Origin of the sequence: Xanthomonas sp. fls2-241-TYG-148 (genome assembly GCF_030208815.1) — a bacterium.
GTDB lineage: Bacteria > Pseudomonadota > Gammaproteobacteria > Xanthomonadales > Xanthomonadaceae > Xanthomonas > Xanthomonas campestris.
The window spans coordinates 462,637-481,297 of the sequence record NZ_JARVTE010000003.1 but is presented as its reverse complement, the minus strand read 5'-3'; the positions used below and the strand labels follow the sequence as shown (position 1 = coordinate 481,297).

Here is an 18,661-nt window from a genome sequence, read left to right as displayed (position 1 = left end):
AAGACACGCCACTCCGGCGCTGCACTTCTCAGCATGCGCCAAAGCGCATCAGCGCAGACGGCTGGCCACAAAGTCCCAATTGATCAGTTTCCAGAAGGCATCCAGGTACTGCGCGCGGTCCTGCTGGTGATCCAGGTAGTAGGCGTGTTCCCACAGATCGCAGGCGAGCAGCGCGGTGTCTGGGCCGGTCAGCGGCGTGGAGGCATTCGGAGTGGCCACCACGGCCAATCTGCCATCCGGGCGCTGCACTAGCCACACCCAGCCCGAACCCACCGTGCCGAGCGCGATGCGGTTGAATTCCTGCTTGAAATGCACGAAGTCGCCGAACGATGCCGCGATGCTGTCGGCCAGCCGGCCCAGGGGTTCGCCGCCGCCGCGCGGGCGCAGGCACTGCCAATAGAAATTATGGTTCCACACTTGCGCGGCAAGCTGGAACAACGTGCCCTGCGCCTGCGCGATGATCTCTTCCAGCATCAGCTCGGCGAACTCGCTGCCTTCGATGCGCGCATTGAGCCGTTCGACCTCGCTGCGATGGCACACGCCATGGTGGGCGTCCACTGTCGCAGCCGACAGATGTGGCTCCAGGGCGGCGCGGGAGTAGGGCAGAGCAAGGTGTTCGATCGGCATGGTGTTCGGGGCAGCGAAGGGAGTCCGGCGAGAGGGCGCGTTGAAGGCTTACAATGCGCGCCTTTGCGGAAGTCTATCCGACCCGGCGGTCGGGCCTGCCGCTCCCAGTCAGGAGAGTTCAATGCCGGTGATGGAACGGATCCAGGCCGAAGTCGAGCAGCACCCGATCGTGCTGTTCATGAAAGGCACCCCGCAATTCCCGATGTGCGGTTTTTCCAGCCGCGCCGTGCAGGCCCTGGTGGCCGCAGGCGCCGACCAGTTGCGCACCGTGAACGTGCTCGAAGAACCTGAAATCCGCGCCAATCTGCCGCGGTATTCCAACTGGCCGACCTTCCCGCAGCTCTTCATCCACGGTGAGCTGATCGGTGGCTGCGACATCACCATGGAGCTGTTCGAAGCGGGCGAGCTCAAGCGCATCGTGAGTGAGGCCTACCAGCCGTGAGCAGCACGCAGGCAGCCGCTGCAGCGGCGCTGGCCGGGCGGGTCGTGCTGGTCACCGGCGCCGCTGGCGGGTTGGGCGCTGCGGCCGCGCAGGCCTGCGCACAGGCAGGTGCCACCGTGGTGTTGCTGGGCCGCAAGCTGCGCCCGCTCGAGCGTGTCTATGACGCGCTGGCCGGGGAGGGCGCAGCACCATTGCTGTACCCGCTGGATCTGGCCGGAGCGACGCCGGATGACTATGCCGCGCTCGCACAGCGTCTGCAGTCCGAGTTGGGCGGGCTCAGTGGCGTGCTGCATTGCGCCGCCGAGTTCGCCGGGCTCACGCCGGCTGAACTGGCCGCGCCTGCGGAGTTTGCACGCAGCATCCATGTCAACCTGACCGCACGTGCCTGGCTCACCCAGGCCTGCCTGCCGCTGCTGCGCCAGCAAGAGGATGCGGCGCTGGTGTTCGTCGTGGATGATCCCGCGCGTGTCGGCCAGGCTTACTGGGGTGCGTACGGCGCTGCCCAGCATGCGCAACGTGGCTTGCTTGCCAGCCTGCATCATGAAACGGCCGCCGGCCCGGTCCGCGTCAGCGGGCTGCAGCCAGGGCCGATGCGCACCGCCTTGCGCGCACGTGCGTTCACGCATCAGGAAGACAGCGACGCGCTGGATCCCACGCGCTACGCCACTGCCTGCGTCACCTTGTTGTCCATGGCGGGCGCCTCGCACCGCGGTGCGATCTGGAGCCCCCCCGCATGACCATTCTGTCGGCAGCGCTGCTGCTGTTCCTGATCCTCGACCCGCTCGGCAACATCCCGGTGTTTCTCAGCGTGCTCAAGCCGCTGCCGCCGAAGCGCCAACGCTTCGTGCTCGCGCGCGAGTTGCTGATCGCCCTGTTCGTGCTGATGGCGTTTCTGTGGGGCGGCAAGTACGCGCTGGAGTTGATGCATCTGCGTCAGGAATCGGTGGCGATCGCCGGCGGCATCGTGCTGTTCCTGATCGGCATCCGCATGATCTTCCCGCGCCCCGAAGGCCTGATGGGCGAGATTCCCGATGGCGAGCCCTTCATCGTGCCGCTCGCAATCCCGCTGGTGGCCGGCCCGTCAGGCATGGCCGCAGTGATGCTGATGGGCAGCAACGAACCCACCCGGTTATGGGATTGGAGCCTGGCGCTGATGATTGCCTGGATCGGTGCATCCACCATCCTGGCCTCCGCACCGCTGCTGTACAAACTGCTCGGTCATCGCGCATTGACCGCAATCGAGCGCCTGATGGGCATGTTGTTGGTGGCCATTTCGGTACAGATGTTCCTGGATGGCCTGGGCACGTATTTCAAGCTTCCGGTGTCGATCTGAGGTTTCGCCGGCGGCTGCTGGTGTTGATCTGGCTTCCGGTGGCCTAGCTGGCTTGATCTTGGCGCAGCTGCGCAAGGGGAGGGGTGGCCCCACGCGATGACTTGATGGCATGACGTTCGATGCCATTGCCAAGTTCGAGACGTCCATCTCACATCGCACGCGACTTTGCGCGCCTTGGCGTTTCCGCCTTCACATGCGAAGTTCATGTTGCAGCGCGCGAAGTTTGTCACGCCGCCGTCACAATCAGGCCTTAGCGTGTTAATCTGTTGTTAACCGTTGCGGCAGCAACCAGCCGCGCGGCAAGGGACCCCAGATCATCGGCAGCCCACCCCCGGGAACGGTTGGGCTGACTGCGCCTTTTTGTCACTGCCCAACCTGTATCGAGGCTACCGAAATGACCCACCCCCGTTGTCTCCGCATGTCCAAGCTCACGCTTGGTCTCGTTGCTGCACTCGCCGCCGCCCCCGTGTTCGCACAGAGCACCTCCGCCGGCGTCGCTGGCCTGGTCACCAGCAGCGGCGGTCAGCCGGTGCCGAATGCCGAAGTCACGATCACCCACGTCGAATCGGGCACCGTCAGCCGCGCCACCACCGATGCCAGCGGACGCTACAACGCGCGCGGCCTGCGTGTGGGCGGCCCTTACACCATCACCATCACCAAGTCGGGTGAGGGCACCAAGACCGAAGAAGGCGTTTTCCTGAACTTGAATCAGGTCAACAGCGTGGATGCGGCTCTGGGTGGCGACGTGACCACGCTTGGCGCGGTGCAGGCCATTGGCGGCGACTACGGCTCGGCGCTGTTCAGTGCCAATAAAATGGGCACCGGCACCAACGTGACCCGCGAGCAGATTGAATCGCTGCCGTCGATTAACCGCAACTTGCAGGACTACGTGCGCCTGGATCCCCGCGTGGCGCAGACCGACAAGGCGCGCAATGAAATTTCGGTGGGTGGCCAGAACCCGCGCTTCAACCTGATCCGCGTCGATGGCATCAGCACCAACGATGCGTTCGGCCTAGAGTCCAATGGTTTGCCGACACCACGTCAGCCGTTCTCGATGGACGTCATCGACGAAATTTCGGTCGACGTCGCCAACTACGATGTCACCATCACTGGTGCCACTGGCGGCGTGATCAATGCGGTCACCAAGTCCGGTACCAACGAATTTCACGGTTCGGTGTACGGCACCTATCGCGAGAACGATTGGTCGGGCAAGAACCAGAATGATATCCGCCCGCAGCTGTTCGATGACGAGACCACCTACGGTTTGACCCTTGGTGGCCCGATCATTAAGGACAAGCTGTTCTTCTTCGCCAACTACGAAAAGTACAAGGGCAAGGGCGTGTTTACCGGAGCCTCTGGTTACGGTCCGACTGGCTCGGGCGAAAGCAATATCGTTCCGATCTCGCAGGCGCAAGTCGATGAAATTATCGACATTTCGCGCAATGTCTACGGATTCGATCCGGGTACGCTTGCGCTGCCGGCACTAGATTCGGATTCGGAAGAAAAGGGCTTCAAGCTCGACTGGAATATTTCCGACAAGCACCGTGCGTCCTTCCGCTACGGCGAGACCGAGCAGAGCACTGCGAACCTCAACGGTTTTGGTAACCAGGCGCTGTCGCTGAATTCGTACCATTACGTCCGCGATTTCAGCCTCAAAACCTATACTGCGCAGTTGTTCAGTGATTGGACCGACACCTTCTCGACTGAAGCCAAGGTCTCGTACCGTGATTACTCGGCGGTGCGTACGGCCGCTTCGCAGTTGCCGGCCGTCGCTGTGCGTATCGGTAACAACACCGTCAACCTGGGCACCGAGCAGAGCACCCAGGCCAACGAGCTGCGTACCGAAACGTGGAATGCCTTCTTCGCGGGCACGTTGTTCTTGAATGACCACACCGTCAAGTTTGGCTTCGACTACGAAGATAACGATCTTTTCAATCTGTTCGGTCAGCGTGTATTCGGTTCTTATACCTTCAACTCGATTTCGGACTACCGTAACAATATTGCCCAGAATTATCGCTACTCGCAGTCGAACAGCGGAAATATCGACGATATCGCTGCGAAGTGGGGGATGCGCAACGTGGGCGTCTTCGTGCAGGACACCTGGGCAGTCAATAACAATCTGACGCTGACCTTTGGTCTGCGTTACGACGAGCCGATGGTGAAAAACAGTCCTGCCTACAATGCGACGGCATCCTCTGTATTCGGCTTCCGCAACGACCAGACCATCGACGGGAATGGGCTGTTCGAGCCGCGTTTCGGTTTCAACTATACGTTTGATAGTGATCGCCCGACTCAGGTGCGTGGTGGCCTGGGCCTCTTCCAGGGCGCAGCGGCGACGGTTTGGCTGTCGAATCCATACTCCAACACCGGCCTGGCCTATACGGACTTCAACTTCTCTAGCCCGGCACTGGTACGCGACAATGGCATCCGCTTTACTCCGGATATCAATAATCAGCCGCGTGGCACGACTGTCGCTGGAAGCACGCAATCTGTAGATTTCGTTGATGGCAAGCTGGGGCAGCCCTCGGTGTGGAAGGCGAACCTCGCGTTCGATACCGAATTGCCGTGGTACGGAATCGTGGCATCTGCTGAAGCTGTAGTTACCAAGGTCAACGAAGCCATTTACTATCAGCAGCTGAACCTCGGTGCCGCGAGTGCAGTTGGTCAGGACGGTCGCAATATTTACTGGAATGCGAACGGTCTTCGTCCTTCCAGTTGGAACGTCAACGGCCTGCAACCAACGGGTGTTTCAGTGGATGCACGCGGCAACCGTGATCGCCGGTATAATGATGCGCTGATCGCGCGTCCAACCGACAAGGGCGGCAGCGAAAGCTTCACCGTCGGTCTGAGCAAGCCCTTCAATGGCGGTGACTGGTCCTGGGGTCTGTATTACACCTATACCGATGCCGATGAAGTCAGTGGTCTGACCAGCTCGACCTCGGGCTCGCAGTTGGGCAACAACGCGGTTTTCCAGGCCAACGAAAACGTTGCTTCGACCGCAGCGTATGAAATCAAGAACAGCATCCTGGGTACCTTGAACTGGAAGCATGCGTTCTTCGGCGACTACGAGACTAAGCTTGGCTTGATTTACCAGGGCCGCAATGGTCGTCCGTACAGCTATGCCTTCGACAACGATGCCAATGGCGATGGTCGCCTGAACGACTTGCTGTACATCCCGGCAGGTCGCGGCGATGTGTTGTTCGGTTCTGCTGGAGAAGAGCAGGCATTCTGGAACTACATTGAAGGCAATGAGTATCTGGCTGCCCGTCGTGGCCAGGTTGCCGAACGTAATGGCGCACGTAATTCTTGGATCAACCAGTTCGATCTGCATATCGAGCAGGAGATTCCCGGCTTCTTCAAGGGCAACAAGGCTTCTGTGTGGCTCGACGTCATGAATGTCGGCAACCTGCTCAACAAGAAATGGGGCCAGGTCGAGGAGTATGGCTTCCCGGGTATGCGTGGTGTCGTGGAATACGGCGGCATTGATGCAGCCAGTGGCAAGTACGTGTATCGCTTCAACACGCCGGATCAGGCCACGGTATACGACGATCGCGGCATCTCCCGCTGGGCCCTGCAGCTGGGCTTCCGCTACCAGTTCTAATCTGGCCAGCGTGTTGCATGTTGCAAAAACGGCCGGGTTCTCCCGGCCGTTTTCTTTTGGGCGGGTGAGTACGCTAAAGTCCTGCGCAGACGACAGGAGCAAGCTATGGAACTCAGCAGTACGGCAGCACGGGCGCTGCCGGTGGTGGATGCGCGGATCTATCCGCGTGGTGGCCTGGACGTGCTGTCCAAGGCAGAAGTGGCACGGTTGCGTGATGCATCCAGTGGCGGCATGCATGAGCTGTTGCGCCGGTGTGCGCTGGCGGTGCTGACCAGTGGTAGCGCATCCGACGACCCGCGTGCCGCGCGTGATCTGTACCCGGATTTCGACATCCAGGTGAATCAGCAGGATCGCGGCATCCGTATCGATCTGATCAACGCGCCGGCCATGGCCTTCGTGGATGGCGAGATCATCCGCGGCGTGGCCGAGCTGTTGTTCGCCGTGGTGCGCGACTTGGCCTACATGGCCATCGAGCTCGAAGCGCAGCGTGCGGACCTGGACACCAGCGAAGGCATCACCAATGCCGTGTTCGGGCAGCTGCGCAACGCGCGCATCCTGCAGCCGTCCGATCCGAATCTGGTCGTGTGCTGGGGTGGTCACTCCATCTCGCGCGACGAATATCTCTACACCAAACAGGTGGGCTACGAGCTCGGCCTGCGCGGCCTGGACATCTGCACCGGCTGCGGCCCGGGGGCGATGAAGGGCCCGATGAAGGGCGCCACCATTGCGCACGCCAAACAGCGCAAGCACCACACGCGCTATATCGGCGTCACCGAGCCGGGCATCATCGCCGCCGAGTCACCGAACCCGATCGTGAATCACTTGGTGATCATGCCGGACATCGAAAAGCGCTTGGAGGCGTTCGTCCGCATTGGTCACGGCATCCTGGTCTTCCCGGGGGGCGTCGGTACCGCCGAGGAGATCCTGTACCTGCTCGGCATCCTGCTGAGGGAGGAGAACGCCGACCTGCCGTTCCCGCTGATCCTGACCGGGCCGACCATCGCCGCGCCGTACTTCGCCCAGATCGACCGGTTTATCCGCCTGACCCTCGGTGAATCTGTCGCATCGCGCTACGAGATCATCGTCGGCGACCCGGTCGCGGTGGCGCGCCGCATGGCCGAAGGCATTCACGAGGTGCGCGCACACCGCAAGGACCAGAAAGACTCGTACTACTTCAACTGGTCGGTGCACATCCCGCTTGAGTACCAGCAGCCGTTCGTGCCCAGCCACGAAGCCATGGCTGCGCTGGACCTGCACCACGGCCGCCCGGCGCCAGAGCTTGCGGCCGACCTGCGCCGCGCCTTCTCCGGCATCGTTGCCGGCAACGTCAAGGAAGACGGCATGCGCCGCATCGAGGAGTTCGGCCCGTTCGAGATCCACGGCGACCCCGACATCATGCAGGCCCTGGACGAACTGCTGCGCGGCTTCGTGGAACAGCGCCGGATGAAGATCTCGGGGGATTACCGGCCTTGTTATCGGGTAGTGACCTGATCCCCCGAAGCTGCATCTAGCGGAACATGAAGGGCGGCCCAAAAAAGGTCGCCTCTTCGTTCTGCATGAAGCTCCATCCGATGATCGCCATCCTGCAGTCGGGCACGAACAGCGGCGAGGCCGACCTGATGCCCAGTTCTTGCGGTCTTTCCATCGGGGGGGAGTGGGTTGCTGACTTCCACAACAGCCATCTTCGCGGTTTGACGGAGCTCAATGACAACTTGCGAGGTCTCCGAGCGGAGCTCGACACCGTGGCGAATCGCATTTTCAACTAGCGGCTGGATGGAAAGGCAGGGCACCATCAGCTCCGGAATGGAGTCGGGCATTCGCCAGACGATGATGAGACGATCACCGAAGCGTGCTTGCTCAATATCTAGGTAATGCCTGGCAAGCGTAAGCTCCTGCGCCAGAGTGACGCGATCCGGGCCGGCAAGCGTTGCTCGAAAGAGCTCTGCCAGATCCATCAGTAATTGTTCGGCCTTGGCAGGATGAAGGCGTACGAGCGCCGCACCCGTATTGAGCGTGTTGAATAGAAAATGAGGCTGGATACGGGCCTTCAATGCCTCCAGTTCAAACTGTTTGGCACGGATGGCGTATTGGCGGGCCTGCCAATGGGTATGGAATGCCCAGATACCCAGTAAACCGACCGTCAACGCGATACCTTCTGTTCGAAGAATCAGTTCAAGCCAATGCCGCGTGTCCATCGACCAGGCGTTTCCAACCACAGCCATTGCGGCGAACAGCACCAAGGTTGCGGAAAGCATAAGCAGGACGAGAGCTGAGTTTGCAATCGCAAGTGGTCGCGCGCGACTTAATGGATGGCGGAGCGAGTACAGTCCGGCCAGGGTCAACAAGGCAGTCCACTGAGTTGCAAAGGATGTGATCCCGAAACTGATCCATCCCAGTGGTACGCCTGGTGCAAGGCTCAGCACCAGGGCGATTGCCTCGGCGACTACGACCACAACGGTCAGCGTGCGTGCATCCCACAGGGCTTGCAGGAAAGATTCGCCGATAGCGATTGGCGTCATAACGCGGGCCGGAAGGAACTGTTGCCTATCATGCACGTCCCGCTGATTAATTGGGGCATGCCTTTCGTGCGGTTGCTACGCCCGTTCGTCGCGCAGCCTCTGGCAAGTGGAGGGGGCGATGGTTATGGTAGCCACGTGTATTTGGCTGCCTGGGGAGGCTGCCGCATGATCCGTTTTCGGGGCTTTGCGCCTCTTTCGCAGCGCGGCTTTTCGTTGATCGAGATGATGGTCACCATCGTGGTACTGGCGATCGTCATGGCGATTGCATTTCCTAGTTTTACCGCCCTCATCAATAGTAGTCGCCTGTCTTCGGCCGCCAATGAGTTGTCTGCCTCTCTTCAGCTCGCTCGCTCTGAGGCCGTGCGTAACAACGCCAGCGTGACGTTATGTCGGTCCAATGACGGTACTTCGTGCGCCAACGGCGGCACCTGGGCGCGTGTGATTGTCTTGCGTGGGACAGAGGTCTTGCGGGTGAGTGAGATCGGGCCCCAGCTGCAAGTCAGTGTGAGCCAAGCTATTTCCTCTGCCGGCGCGCGAATCGTGTTTCGGCCCGATGGGCTTGCGCGCGACTCGACGGGAACGCGACTTTTGGCAGGAGCAGTTTCGATTTGTATGGCCACCACGCGGCCCCCAGAGAACCAGCGAATTGTCGCGATTGCTGGCGGAAGTCGGGTGGCGATCACCCGCGGAACCGACCCGCAGTGTCAGGCGCCGGCCGACGTGCCTGCATTGTTGTAAGGATATGAGAGAGATGCGTATGCCAGTCAAAGGCAGTCGTCGAGGTCAGTTAGGTGTCAGCCTGATCGAGGTATTGATTTCCGTTGTGATCCTCGGGATCGGGATGCTCGGTATTGCTGCAATGCAAGCACGAGCGCTGCAGAACAATAGTAGCTCGCTTGAACGCAGTCAGATGGTCGTGCAGTCGTACGCAATTCTGGACGCGATGCGTGCCAATCTGGTAGCTGCACGGGCAGGTGCTTACAACATCGGCATGACCTGCAATGTTCCTGCCGGGGGCAGCCTGGCGGCCAATGATCAGCGTGACTGGATCACTGCACTCAAGTCCAGCATGGGCACGAGCGCCTGCGGTTCCATCCAATGTGAGGCGAACGGTGTCAGATGTACTGTGGCCGTGCGTTGGGATGACAGTCGTGCAACATCCTTGGGTACAACAGACAACACGGCGCAACGCCAGTTCAGTGTGGTGACCCGTCTATGAGCATATTGCATGCTTCCCGCAAATCAGCGGCCGGTTTCACGCTGGTCGAACTACTGATTTCATTGGTGCTTGGGTTGCTCGTGACATTAGCCGCGATCGGCTTGTTCCTGACCAGCAGGCGTACCGCAGCTGCGACAGATAGCCTCAGCCGTGTACAGGAAAATGCGCGCATTGCGTTTGAACTGATGGCGCGCGATATCCGTGAGGCAGGTGGCAACCCATGCAATAGCAGTAACAACATGGCGATGGTGAATGTACTGAGTGCACCGGCCTCGCGCTGGTGGACAAACTGGAATGTGGGAACCACCAGCGGCACATTGCAGGGATACGACGGGTCAACCGCTATCGCGGGCATCAACTTCGGTACAACGACGGCCGGGCAGCGTATCGCGGGAACCGATGCGCTGACACTGTTGTCGTCCGGTGATGCCACGGCCGTCGTCACTGTGCACGCACCCGCGTCTGCAACGTTTACGGTCAACACTGCGGCGCATGGGCTGATCCCGGGCGATCTCTTGATGGTGTGTGGTCCAAACGCCGAAACAGGCGGCGTGATGCGGCTCGGTGCAATTTTTCAGATGACTGGTTCTGCCGGGACAGCTTCAGTGGGGCATGGTGCGAGCGGCTCGCCAGGAAACGCAACCAACCGACTGGGGCTGGGAGGCTCGCTGTTTACCTTTGGGTCGAATGCATCCATCACCCGTCTCAATGCCTCGGCTTGGTACATCGGCACCAACGGGCGCACCAGAGGGCTTTATCAATCCACGTTGATCAATACCGGTGGTGTCGCCAGTGTTCAGGCGCAAGAGGTCGCAGAGGGTGTGCAAAATATGGCGGTGACCTATCTGGTGGACGGAACCACAAGTTATGGGAATGCGGCGAGCGTGACTGGTCGTTGGAGCCAAGTAACCGCGGTAAGAATCACCCTGACCTTGGCAGGAACCGATCGTGATGGCGTCGATAATGCCGCGCTATCGCGTACCGTAAGTCAGGTCATCACTCTCAGGAACAGGGCTCCATGAGCGGCGCGCCATCAATTTCTAGTCGCCTACGGCAGCGGGGCGTTTCGCTGGTCGTCGTGCTGATCCTATTGCTCATCATGACATTGCTGGGACTGGCAGTTCTGCGGAGCACTGTGCTTGAAGAACGTATGAGCGCGAACCTGCTGGACCGTAACCTCAGTTTTCAGGCGGCAGAAGCGGCACTGCGTGAGGGTGAGGCGCTTGCAGCAAGTCGTACCAATGCCGAGCACACTGCAATCGCGGCAGCGGCAGCGGGTGGAGGCTGCACGAATGGTGTGTGCCCCCGGCCGGATGCAACCGCAGTGGAGCGCTGGAAAAACACGAGCTTCGGTGGATGGCGCGCTGCAACGACGAGCGTTGGCTCGGTGGCATCAGCTCCCCAATTCTTCATCGAATACATGGGTACGTCTGAAACCTGGCTGGAATGCAATCTCGACCCTCGATACACCGGTAGCGATATTTGCTTGCGCCCGGTCTACCGCGTTACGGCTCGAAGCGAAGCTGCCGGTCGTGCCAGCGTCATTGTTCAATCCAACTTCATTGTCCCGTAGGGAGCTGCTGCCATGAATGCGTGTTCATCTCCTTCTTTCAGGCGTTCCGCCCTGGCTGAACAGTTGCGTTGCGCCTGTATGGCATTGGCAGCAACGTTAGCCGCGGCTCCTGCAGGAGCAGTCAATTTGCCTGACGAGCCACTGCAATCAAGCGGCCGTGTTTCACCGAATATATTGTTTATCTTGGATGATTCCGGCTCGATGAGCGAGGACTCCATGCCTGATGTTTTGCCGGGCACGACGCCGATTAATATCGCGGAGCTGGCTTACAGTAGAAATACTATCTACTATAATCCTGCTTTTGATTATAGGCCTTGGTTAAACCCCGACGGCAGCCAGATGACGGGTGGTGTCAATTATTCAAATGTCTATACCGATGACTCATTTTTGACGGGTGCTGGAAATCTTCAGTCTGCAGTACGTACCTTTTTTGTTCCCAAGGATCTGAATGCCTCGGTTGCACAGTTGGCTAATGTCAGCAGTTATTGGCGCTATCAGATCCATACAGATGGGCGCATTGTAAGGAGTGAGTATCTCCGGAATGTGCAGGGTCAGCAAGGTCTCGCCGGCCGCGACTGTAGTTCCAGTGGTTTCGATTGGCAGTGGAAAAATTGTACTTTTTCATTGCCAAATCCAGCTCGAAACAGTGAGGCTGCGGAGCGAGCCAACTTTGCAATCTGGTATTCCTACTATCGAACCAGAATGAAGGTGGCGAAGGCTAGTGCGGGTCAGGCCTTTGCTGATCTGAATACTTCGGCGCGCGTGGGCTTTCGGACCATCTGGCGTAGAAATAAGACCGGTAATTTAATAACGCAGGACAACCCCATTCCTATCGGTCGAAATGACGGGCTATTCGACGATCCTAACGGGGGCTCGGGAGCGAATAACAACAAGACGCTGTGGTACGACCGGCTTTACGGAGCCGCTGGCTCAGGTGCGACGCCGTTGCACGGCGCGTTGACGGATGCTGGCCTCTACTATGGGAACGCAGCTGCCAATGGACCTTACGGCCCTCAAGTTGGGAGTGCGCAATTTTCGTGCCGGCAGAATTTTACGATTCTGACGACAGATGGTTACTGGAACGGAAAAGATAATTACGCTGACATTGCAAATGAGCAAGACAACGTAGCAGGACAGACCATTACTAGTACTACGCGCGACACCTACACGTATAGGCCAGAGCGTCCCTATGCAAGCTCTGACTCAGATACGCTTGCCGACGTGGCGATGCGATTCTGGAAAAATGATTTGCGAGCCGATTTGGCCAACAATGTGCCAACCTCTAGTCGCGATCCTGGCTTTTGGCAGCACATGGTGACTTATGCAATCTCCATTGGTGCCTCAGGTACCTTAAATCCTGAAACGGATCTTCCTGCGTTAACTGCGGGGACTTTGAACTGGCCAACCCCACGAAATAATACGATCGTCAACGTGGATGATCTGTGGCACGCTTCCGTGAACGGACGAGGGGATTTTATTGTTGCTAGCAATCCCAACGAATTCACCCAGGCACTGAAAGCGTCGCTAGCGTCCATTATTGAGCGTGCGGGTGCATTTTCTAATCTCTCGGCAAATTCCACACGAGTGGACAGCGATACGCTTGCTTTTCAGGCCAGCTTTGTCTCTGGCGTGTGGTCAGGCCAACTGCGCGCATTTCCAGTTACTGCAGCAGGAACATCCGCAACTGCTAGCTGGAATGCCTCAGCAGGTATTCCTACGACCGGTCGTAAGATTTTTACCTTTAATGGCCTGACGGGCGCAACGTTTCCAACGGCGACACAGTTGCTCTCGTTGGCGCGCACCGCCGCTCCGGCTGTCAGTGGCGCCGATAATGCTGCGTACATTGCGGGTGCCCGGAATCAGGAGCTTGCCAATGGCGGTACGCTCCGTAATCGAACTTCGGCGCTGGGTGATATCGTCGGTTCTTCCCCTGTATTTGATGCCCAGACGAACACAGTTTACGTGGGTGCCAATGACGGCATGCTACATGCTGTCGATGCAAGCGATGGTGCCGAGGAGTTTGCTTATATCCCGGCTGCGGTGAGTTTTCCCGATCTGAATACGCTGAGTAAGCCAGATTACGAGCATCGCTATTTCGTGGACGGCCCGGTGATCTTGTCGCGTCGTGATCAGACTCCGGGGGCAACCATTCTTGTGGGTACGCTCGGCCGGGGCGGCAAGGGGTTGTATTCACTGGACGTTACTAATCCGACGACTTTCAGCGCGGCGCGTGTTCAATGGGAGCGTACAGAAACGCCGCTCAACAATATGGGGTTGATTCTAGGGCAGCCGATTATTGCCAGGCTTAATAATGGCGATATGGGCTTGATTGTGCCTAATGGTGTGAATAGCACCAACAACCGTGCAGCACTGCTGATCTATCGTCTTAGTGACGGTGCGCTGTTGGCAGAAATTGATACGGGTGTTGGATCGGCCACATCTCCTAACGGCATGTCGGCGCCAACCATTCGTGACGTGGATGGAAATGGGACGGCTGATTTTGTCTATGCTGGGGATATGCTTGGCAATATGTGGAAATTTGACATCAGTTCGGCAACGCGTACCGCGTGGAGTACGGCGAGTAACCGGCTCCGTATGTTCACCGCGACAAGTCCCACTGGTCAGGTTCAGCCGATTACGTCCTCTCCTGTCGTTGCTCGTGATCCTTCAACATTCCAGCTCTGGGTGTTCTTCGGTACTGGCCGCTTCATGGAGACCGGCGATACCGCAGACCGCAGTGTTCAGACCTTTTATGGCCTGAAAGACGGAACAACTTCAATCGCAAAAAGCGCATTGCAGCAAAGAACCGTTGCAGCGGTTGAAACTGATGTGGATACAGGCCGAACGGTGCGCGCCTTTGAAGCGCCCTCTGTGCTTCCTGCCGGGCGTAGCGGTTGGTACATAGATCTTGTCAACCCGCCTACGCCGCCGGGAACTCCGATCGGTGAGCGCGTGGTAAGTGATCCTCAGGTGGTCAACGATGTACTGAATTTTTCAAGCATCATTCCCAGCAGTGACCCGTGTCTGCCGGGTGGCACCGGATTCCAGAACGCCTTGAACGCGTTTACCGGGGCGAGCCTGTCTGAGTCATTCTTTGACATCGACGGCGACGGGTCTTTTAGCGATGAGACTGTATCGGTAGGCGGCGGTGGCGGTTCCACAGGTACGCCAGTAGCGACTGGTTCCGTTGGACTTGGGGGTATGGGAGGCACCGGTAACATTCTGACTGGCGGCGGTGCAGGTCCTGGTGGTCCTCCTGGTTTGTTATGTACCAATCTGTCTAACGCGACCGTGGAATGCCAACGCATCCGTGAGGCGCGCCGTACGTCTCGGGTGTCTTGGCGCGAATTGCTCAAGGAAATGTGATGAATATTGAATCGGGTGGCCGGAAACGTGTGAGTGGTTTTACTTTGATCGAGCTGATGATTGTGGTCGCTGTGATCGCAGTCTTGGCAGGTATTGCGATGTACAACTATCAGGCAGCCGTTGTGCGGGCAAAGCGGTCCGCAGCGACGAGCTGTCTACAAAGCGGAGCGCAATACATGGAGCGTTATTACACAACGTACATGTCCTACAACGACTCCAGCAGCCCGCCTGCGCTGCCGCAGTGTGACTCCGGTGTCTCGAACAGCTACACAGTTGCGCTTGTGCCCTCTGCAGATGGTAGGACGTTTACGATTACAGCGACGCCGATCAATCAGCAGGCTAGGGCGGATACGAAGTGTGCTGCTTTGTCGATTCTGCAGTCAGGGGAGCGTCGCGAAAGCGGTACCGCAACGGCTATCAGCGATTGCTGGTGATCTTCGCGCTTAGCGCTGCTACTGCTGACCTGCATGCTCGACATGCGTAACCGCGCTGGGCACGTATAAGGGACACCGGCATTAAATGCCTTCGTGCAGCGACGGGGCCGGCTCCATAGCTCGCCCCCTGCTCCGTAGGAGTCGGCGTCCGCAAAATGCATCAATGCAGGAGGCGTACGGGAGCGCGGGGGAAAGTGCGTTTACAGACCTGCAGGCCAACACGTCAGATAAGTGTTAGCGAGATGGCTGTGGCAAGTCAGATTCAGCTCGCGGGAGCGCGCACCGCGCTAGCGTGGTCGAACCTAGCTAATCTGGTGGGCGGGACTTGGTAACCGTTAGGAATGCCGGTTACGGGTATGTCTAGACTGCTGCTGAGCTTATTCCTGACGAGGATGTAAAAAAAAACCGTGCCGGAGCACGGTTTTTTTTCTTGGCGCCCGAAGTTGGACTCGAACCAACGACCCCCTGATTAACAGTCAAGTGCTCTAACCGGCTGAGCTATTCGGGCGGGGAGGCAAATTATAGGGACGGTTGGTTGCATGCGCAAGCCCTGGCGACACTTTTTCTTACAGCGGACATTGCTGGGGAGTTGCTGGTCTTTGCGAACGCACTCTGCCAGCCATGTTGATGATTACTTGGCCGCCGAGTTGGTCGCCGTGGCAGATGTTGAACGTCACGTTGGTTCCAAGAGAACTGCCCAGGCGCCCGTAGCGGACCTGGGTGCGGCCAGCGGTAGTCCGGACGCTTAGCCCGGCGCTGCTGGCGGGCGCCGCTGATGCGATAACGTCCTCGCTTGTGTCTGGTGTTCGATTTCCGTCGGGGTCCGAGTAGATCAGCCAGCCGGCGGTCCAGTCGCGGCCAGTTGTGCAGGTGTTGGCTGTGGAGCTCGGGCACATCGCTACAGGATTTCCTTGTGAAATTGACCTGGATCTGGCAGTTGCCAAATGCGTAGCGAGCTCGAACATGACGGCACGTACCTGGTGCGTCCGGTGAAGGTCGGCGAGGGAGGGCCAGGCAATAGCGGTAATGACGGCAAGCAACGCGACGGTAACCAGGCTCTCCACAAGCGTCCAGCCAAGTTGACTCCTGGGGCTGCTCACGTGGTTTGCGTCCTCGGTGGATGGAGAACACAGGCTCCATTACTACGTGCCTTGGCGCGATCAGCCGGCAGCTGGCCGTTGGGTAGGGAAACCGCAAACGTTGCCATCATCCGCGATCGCTATACTCAGCGGTCGTCTGAAGGTGCACGTTCCATGACCGACCGCTTTGAGCTCGTATCCCCGTATTCCCCAGCCGGCGACCAGCCTGCGGCCATCGACAAGTTGGTGGCTAACTTCGAGGCGGGGCTTGCCAAGCAGACGCTGCTGGGGGTGACGGGTTCGGGCAAGACCTACACCATCGCCAACGTCGTGCAGCAGGTGCAGAAGCCGACGCTGGTGATGGCGCCGAACAAGACGTTGGCGGCGCAGTTGTACGGCGAGTTCAAGTCGTTTTTCCCGAACAACGCGGTGGAGTACTTCGTCAGCTATTACGATTACTACCAGCCTGAAGCGTATGTGCCGTCGTCGGACACCTTCATCGAGAAGGACAGCTCGATCAACGAGCACATCGAGCAGATGCGTCTGTCGGCGACCAAGACGCTGCTGTCACGGCGCGACTCGCTGGTGGTGGCCACGGTGTCGGCGATCTACGGCCTCGGCGCGCCGGAAGACTATCTGTCGCTGCGCCTGATCCTGTCGATCGGCGAGCACATCGACCAGCGCCAGCTGATCCGCCATCTCACCGATCTGCAGTACACACGCAACGAGTTCGAGCTCACGCGCGGTGCGTTCCGTGTACGCGGCGAGGTGCTCGACGTGTTTCCCGCCGAGTCGGACACCGAGGCCTTGCGCATCGAACTGTTCGATGGCGATATCGAGCAACTGACGCTGTTCGATCCGCTGACTGGCGAGACGCTGCGCAAGCTGCAGCGCTACACCGTGTATCCGAAGACCCACTACGCCACCACGCGCGAGCGCACCTTAAGCGCGGTCGACACCATCAAGGAAGAGTTGAAGGAGCGCTTGGAGCAGTTGTATTCGCAGAACAAGCTGGTGGAGGCGCAGCGCCTGGCGCAACGCACCCAGTTCGATCTGGAGATGATGGCGGAGGTGGGCTTCTGTAACGGCATCGAGAACTACTCGCGGCACTTGACCGGCAAGGCGCCTGGCGAGCCGCCACCGACCTTGTTCGACTACTTGCCGCCGGATGCGCTGCTGGTGATCGACGAGTCGCACGTGACCATTCCGCAGATCGGCGCGATGTACAAGGGCGACCGCTCGCGCAAGGAAACGCTGGTGGAATTCGGCTTCCGCCTGCCGTCGGCGCTGGACAATCGCCCGTTGCGCTTTGAGGAATGGGAAGCGCGTTCGCCGCGTAGCATCTATGTGTCGGCAACACCGGGGCCGTACGAGCTGCGCGAATCTGCCGGCGAGATCACCGAGCTGGTGGTGCGGCCCACCGGCTTGATCGACCCGGTGGTCGAGATCCGCCCGGTAGGCACACAGGTCGACGATCTGATGTCCGAGGTGCACGAGCGCATCAAGCTGGGCGACCGCGTCCTGGTCACCACCTTGACCAAGCGCATGGCCGAGAACCTCACAGAATACCTCGGTGAGCACGGCATCCGCGTGCGCTATCTGCACTCGGACATCGACACCGTGGAGCGCGTAGAGATCATCCGCGACCTGCGCTTGGGCAAATTCGACGTGCTGGTCGGCATCAATCTATTGCGCGAAGGCCTGGACATGCCGGAGGTATCCCTGGTTGCGATCCTGGACGCAGACAAGGAGGGCTTCTTGCGCTCGACTGGCTCGTTGATCCAGACCATCGGGCGCGCGGCGCGCAACCTGCGCGGCAAGGCAATCCTCTATGCCGACAAGATGACGCGTTCGATGCAGGCGGCCATCGACGAGACCGACCGTCGGCGCGAGAAGCAGGTTGAGTACAACCTTGAGCACGGCATCACCCCGAAGTCGGTCGCGCGGCCGATCTCCGACATCATGGAAGGCGCGCGCGAAGACGCGGCCGAGAAGAAGGCGGGCAAGGGGCGCTCGAAGTCGCGCCAGGTGGCCGAGGAGCCCGCCGACTATCGCGCGATGGGACCTGCCGAAATCGCCGGCAAGCTCAAGGCACTCGAGCAGAAGATGTACCAGCACGCCAAGGATCTGGAATTCGAGGCGGCGGCGCAGATCCGCGACCAGATCCAGAAGCTCAAGGCGGCCAGCCTCGCGTGAGATGCCTGCGTCGCGATCGCGCAGGGAGGGCTTGTGGCAGCCAAATCCCTGCGCTAGAATGCGCGCCCTGCACAGCGCAATGCTGACGCAGGAAACGGGCGGTTAGCTCAGCGGTAGAGCACTACCTTGACATGGTAGGGGTCACAGGTTCGAACCCTGTACCGCCCACCACTCCAAGTCCAGATGGCAAGCGACTTGAGTGGTTCAACCCCGGCAGCGATGGCTGCCACTGACCCCAAAGTAACCTCCTGGAACCAGTAAAGTTCTGCATC

The 18,661-nt window shown here is 59.3% G+C and carries 15 protein-coding genes and 2 tRNA genes; 13 read left to right on the top strand and 4 right to left on the bottom strand.

The window, feature by feature from the left end; all coding sequences use genetic code 11:
* Nucleotides 1–48 precede the first annotated feature (48 nt).
* On the bottom strand, nucleotides 49–627 hold the full coding sequence (locus tag QRM60_RS07340; protein ID WP_012437975.1) for a Fe-Mn family superoxide dismutase: 579 nt from the start codon (nucleotides 625–627) through the stop codon (nucleotides 49–51).
* A gap of 121 nt (nucleotides 628–748) precedes the next feature.
* On the opposite strand from QRM60_RS07340, the gene grxD reads away from it, so the two are divergent.
* From grxD to ppnN, 5 genes are all read left to right on the top strand, one after another.
* Complete coding sequence (gene grxD / locus QRM60_RS07335; protein ID WP_011037633.1) at nucleotides 749–1,069, top strand: Grx4 family monothiol glutaredoxin; 321 nt, start codon at nucleotides 749–751, stop codon at nucleotides 1,067–1,069.
* On the top strand, nucleotides 1,066–1,806 hold the full coding sequence (locus tag QRM60_RS07330; RefSeq protein WP_115556329.1) for an SDR family NAD(P)-dependent oxidoreductase: 741 nt from the start codon (nucleotides 1,066–1,068) through the stop codon (nucleotides 1,804–1,806). The genes grxD and QRM60_RS07330 overlap by 4 nt, the downstream gene beginning before the upstream one ends.
* Nucleotides 1,803–2,402: a YhgN family NAAT transporter gene (locus QRM60_RS07325; RefSeq protein WP_006450537.1), complete on the top strand. Its 600-nt coding sequence runs from the start codon at nucleotides 1,803–1,805 to the stop codon at nucleotides 2,400–2,402. Before QRM60_RS07330 ends, QRM60_RS07325 begins: the two co-directional genes overlap by 4 nt.
* Nucleotides 2,403–2,796: 394 nt before the next feature.
* Complete coding sequence (locus QRM60_RS07320; RefSeq protein ID WP_285445874.1) at nucleotides 2,797–6,003, top strand: TonB-dependent receptor; 3,207 nt, start codon at nucleotides 2,797–2,799, stop codon at nucleotides 6,001–6,003.
* A 105-nt stretch (nucleotides 6,004–6,108) separates the two neighbouring features.
* The gene (gene ppnN / locus QRM60_RS07315) at nucleotides 6,109–7,494 is read left to right on the top strand and encodes a nucleotide 5'-monophosphate nucleosidase PpnN (RefSeq protein ID WP_040941054.1); all 1,386 of its coding nucleotides are present in this window, start codon (nucleotides 6,109–6,111) and stop codon (nucleotides 7,492–7,494) included.
* On the opposite strand, the gene QRM60_RS07310 is transcribed toward ppnN, so the two are convergent.
* On the bottom strand, nucleotides 7,476–8,522 hold the full coding sequence (locus tag QRM60_RS07310) for a histidine kinase (RefSeq protein ID WP_115573195.1): 1,047 nt from the start codon (nucleotides 8,520–8,522) through the stop codon (nucleotides 7,476–7,478). The genes ppnN and QRM60_RS07310 overlap by 19 nt on opposite strands.
* A 165-nt stretch (nucleotides 8,523–8,687) precedes the next feature.
* Here QRM60_RS07310 and QRM60_RS07305 point away from each other — a divergent pair, with 165 nt between their 5' ends.
* From QRM60_RS07305 to QRM60_RS07280, 6 genes are read left to right on the top strand one after another with little or no spacing between them, the layout of a single operon-like run.
* A complete protein-coding gene (locus tag QRM60_RS07305; RefSeq protein ID WP_115573194.1) occupies nucleotides 8,688–9,260 on the top strand; it encodes a GspH/FimT family pseudopilin in 573 nt (190 codons plus the stop codon).
* 19 nt (nucleotides 9,261–9,279) lie between these two features.
* Nucleotides 9,280–9,741, top strand: a complete 462-nt coding sequence (gene pilV / locus QRM60_RS07300) for a type IV pilus modification protein PilV (RefSeq protein ID WP_115557421.1) — start codon at nucleotides 9,280–9,282, stop codon at nucleotides 9,739–9,741.
* Nucleotides 9,738–10,763: a PilW family protein gene (locus tag QRM60_RS07295; protein ID WP_115556326.1), complete on the top strand. Its 1,026-nt coding sequence runs from the start codon at nucleotides 9,738–9,740 to the stop codon at nucleotides 10,761–10,763. Before pilV ends, QRM60_RS07295 begins: the two co-directional genes overlap by 4 nt.
* The gene (locus QRM60_RS07290; protein WP_103702882.1) at nucleotides 10,760–11,314 is read left to right on the top strand and encodes a PilX N-terminal domain-containing pilus assembly protein; all 555 of its coding nucleotides are present in this window, start codon (nucleotides 10,760–10,762) and stop codon (nucleotides 11,312–11,314) included. The genes QRM60_RS07295 and QRM60_RS07290 overlap by 4 nt, the downstream gene beginning before the upstream one ends.
* A gap of 12 nt (nucleotides 11,315–11,326) precedes the next feature.
* Nucleotides 11,327–14,680 (top strand): PilC/PilY family type IV pilus protein, encoded by a 3,354-nt coding sequence (locus tag QRM60_RS07285; protein ID WP_285445873.1) that lies wholly within the window; start codon nucleotides 11,327–11,329, stop codon nucleotides 14,678–14,680.
* Between the two features lie 5 nt (nucleotides 14,681–14,685).
* Nucleotides 14,686–15,114: a type IV pilin protein gene (locus tag QRM60_RS07280; RefSeq protein ID WP_285445921.1), complete on the top strand. Its 429-nt coding sequence runs from the start codon at nucleotides 14,686–14,688 to the stop codon at nucleotides 15,112–15,114.
* A gap of 431 nt (nucleotides 15,115–15,545) precedes the next feature.
* Here QRM60_RS07280 and QRM60_RS07275 read toward each other — a convergent pair.
* Nucleotides 15,546–15,622: transfer RNA gene (locus tag QRM60_RS07275), tRNA-Asn, on the bottom strand.
* Between the two features lie 58 nt (nucleotides 15,623–15,680).
* Nucleotides 15,681–16,079, bottom strand: a complete 399-nt coding sequence (locus QRM60_RS07270) for a GspH/FimT family pseudopilin (protein WP_228419381.1) — start codon at nucleotides 16,077–16,079, stop codon at nucleotides 15,681–15,683.
* Nucleotides 16,080–16,367: 288 nt separating this feature from the next.
* Between QRM60_RS07270 and uvrB the strand changes: the two genes are divergently transcribed.
* Both uvrB and QRM60_RS07260 read left to right on the top strand, forming a co-directional pair.
* Nucleotides 16,368–18,389, top strand: a complete 2,022-nt coding sequence (uvrB, locus tag QRM60_RS07265) for an excinuclease ABC subunit UvrB (RefSeq protein ID WP_012437987.1) — start codon at nucleotides 16,368–16,370, stop codon at nucleotides 18,387–18,389.
* Nucleotides 18,390–18,485: 96 nt separating this feature from the next.
* A tRNA-Val gene (locus QRM60_RS07260) sits at nucleotides 18,486–18,560 on the top strand.
* The last annotated feature ends 101 nt before the right edge of the window (nucleotides 18,561–18,661 follow it).

Coding starts and splice junctions, on each gene's coding strand:
- uvrB (WP_012437987.1), top strand. CDS start 16,368: ATGACCGACCGCTTTGAGCTCGTATCCCCGTATTCCCCAGCCGGCGAC.
- QRM60_RS07340 (WP_012437975.1), bottom strand. CDS start 627: ATGCCGATCGAACACCTTGCTCTGCCCTACTCCCGCGCCGCCCTGGAG.
- QRM60_RS07305 (WP_115573194.1), top strand. CDS start 8,688: ATGATCCGTTTTCGGGGCTTTGCGCCTCTTTCGCAGCGCGGCTTTTCG.
- ppnN (WP_040941054.1), top strand. CDS start 6,109: ATGGAACTCAGCAGTACGGCAGCACGGGCGCTGCCGGTGGTGGATGCG.
- QRM60_RS07320 (WP_285445874.1), top strand. CDS start 2,797: ATGACCCACCCCCGTTGTCTCCGCATGTCCAAGCTCACGCTTGGTCTC.
- QRM60_RS07295 (WP_115556326.1), top strand. CDS start 9,738: ATGAGCATATTGCATGCTTCCCGCAAATCAGCGGCCGGTTTCACGCTG.
- QRM60_RS07310 (WP_115573195.1), bottom strand. CDS start 8,522: ATGACGCCAATCGCTATCGGCGAATCTTTCCTGCAAGCCCTGTGGGAT.
- QRM60_RS07285 (WP_285445873.1), top strand. CDS start 11,327: ATGAATGCGTGTTCATCTCCTTCTTTCAGGCGTTCCGCCCTGGCTGAA.
- QRM60_RS07270 (WP_228419381.1), bottom strand. CDS start 16,079: ATGTTCGAGCTCGCTACGCATTTGGCAACTGCCAGATCCAGGTCAATT.
- pilV (WP_115557421.1), top strand. CDS start 9,280: ATGCCAGTCAAAGGCAGTCGTCGAGGTCAGTTAGGTGTCAGCCTGATC.
- grxD (WP_011037633.1), top strand. CDS start 749: ATGCCGGTGATGGAACGGATCCAGGCCGAAGTCGAGCAGCACCCGATC.
- QRM60_RS07325 (WP_006450537.1), top strand. CDS start 1,803: ATGACCATTCTGTCGGCAGCGCTGCTGCTGTTCCTGATCCTCGACCCG.
- QRM60_RS07290 (WP_103702882.1), top strand. CDS start 10,760: ATGAGCGGCGCGCCATCAATTTCTAGTCGCCTACGGCAGCGGGGCGTT.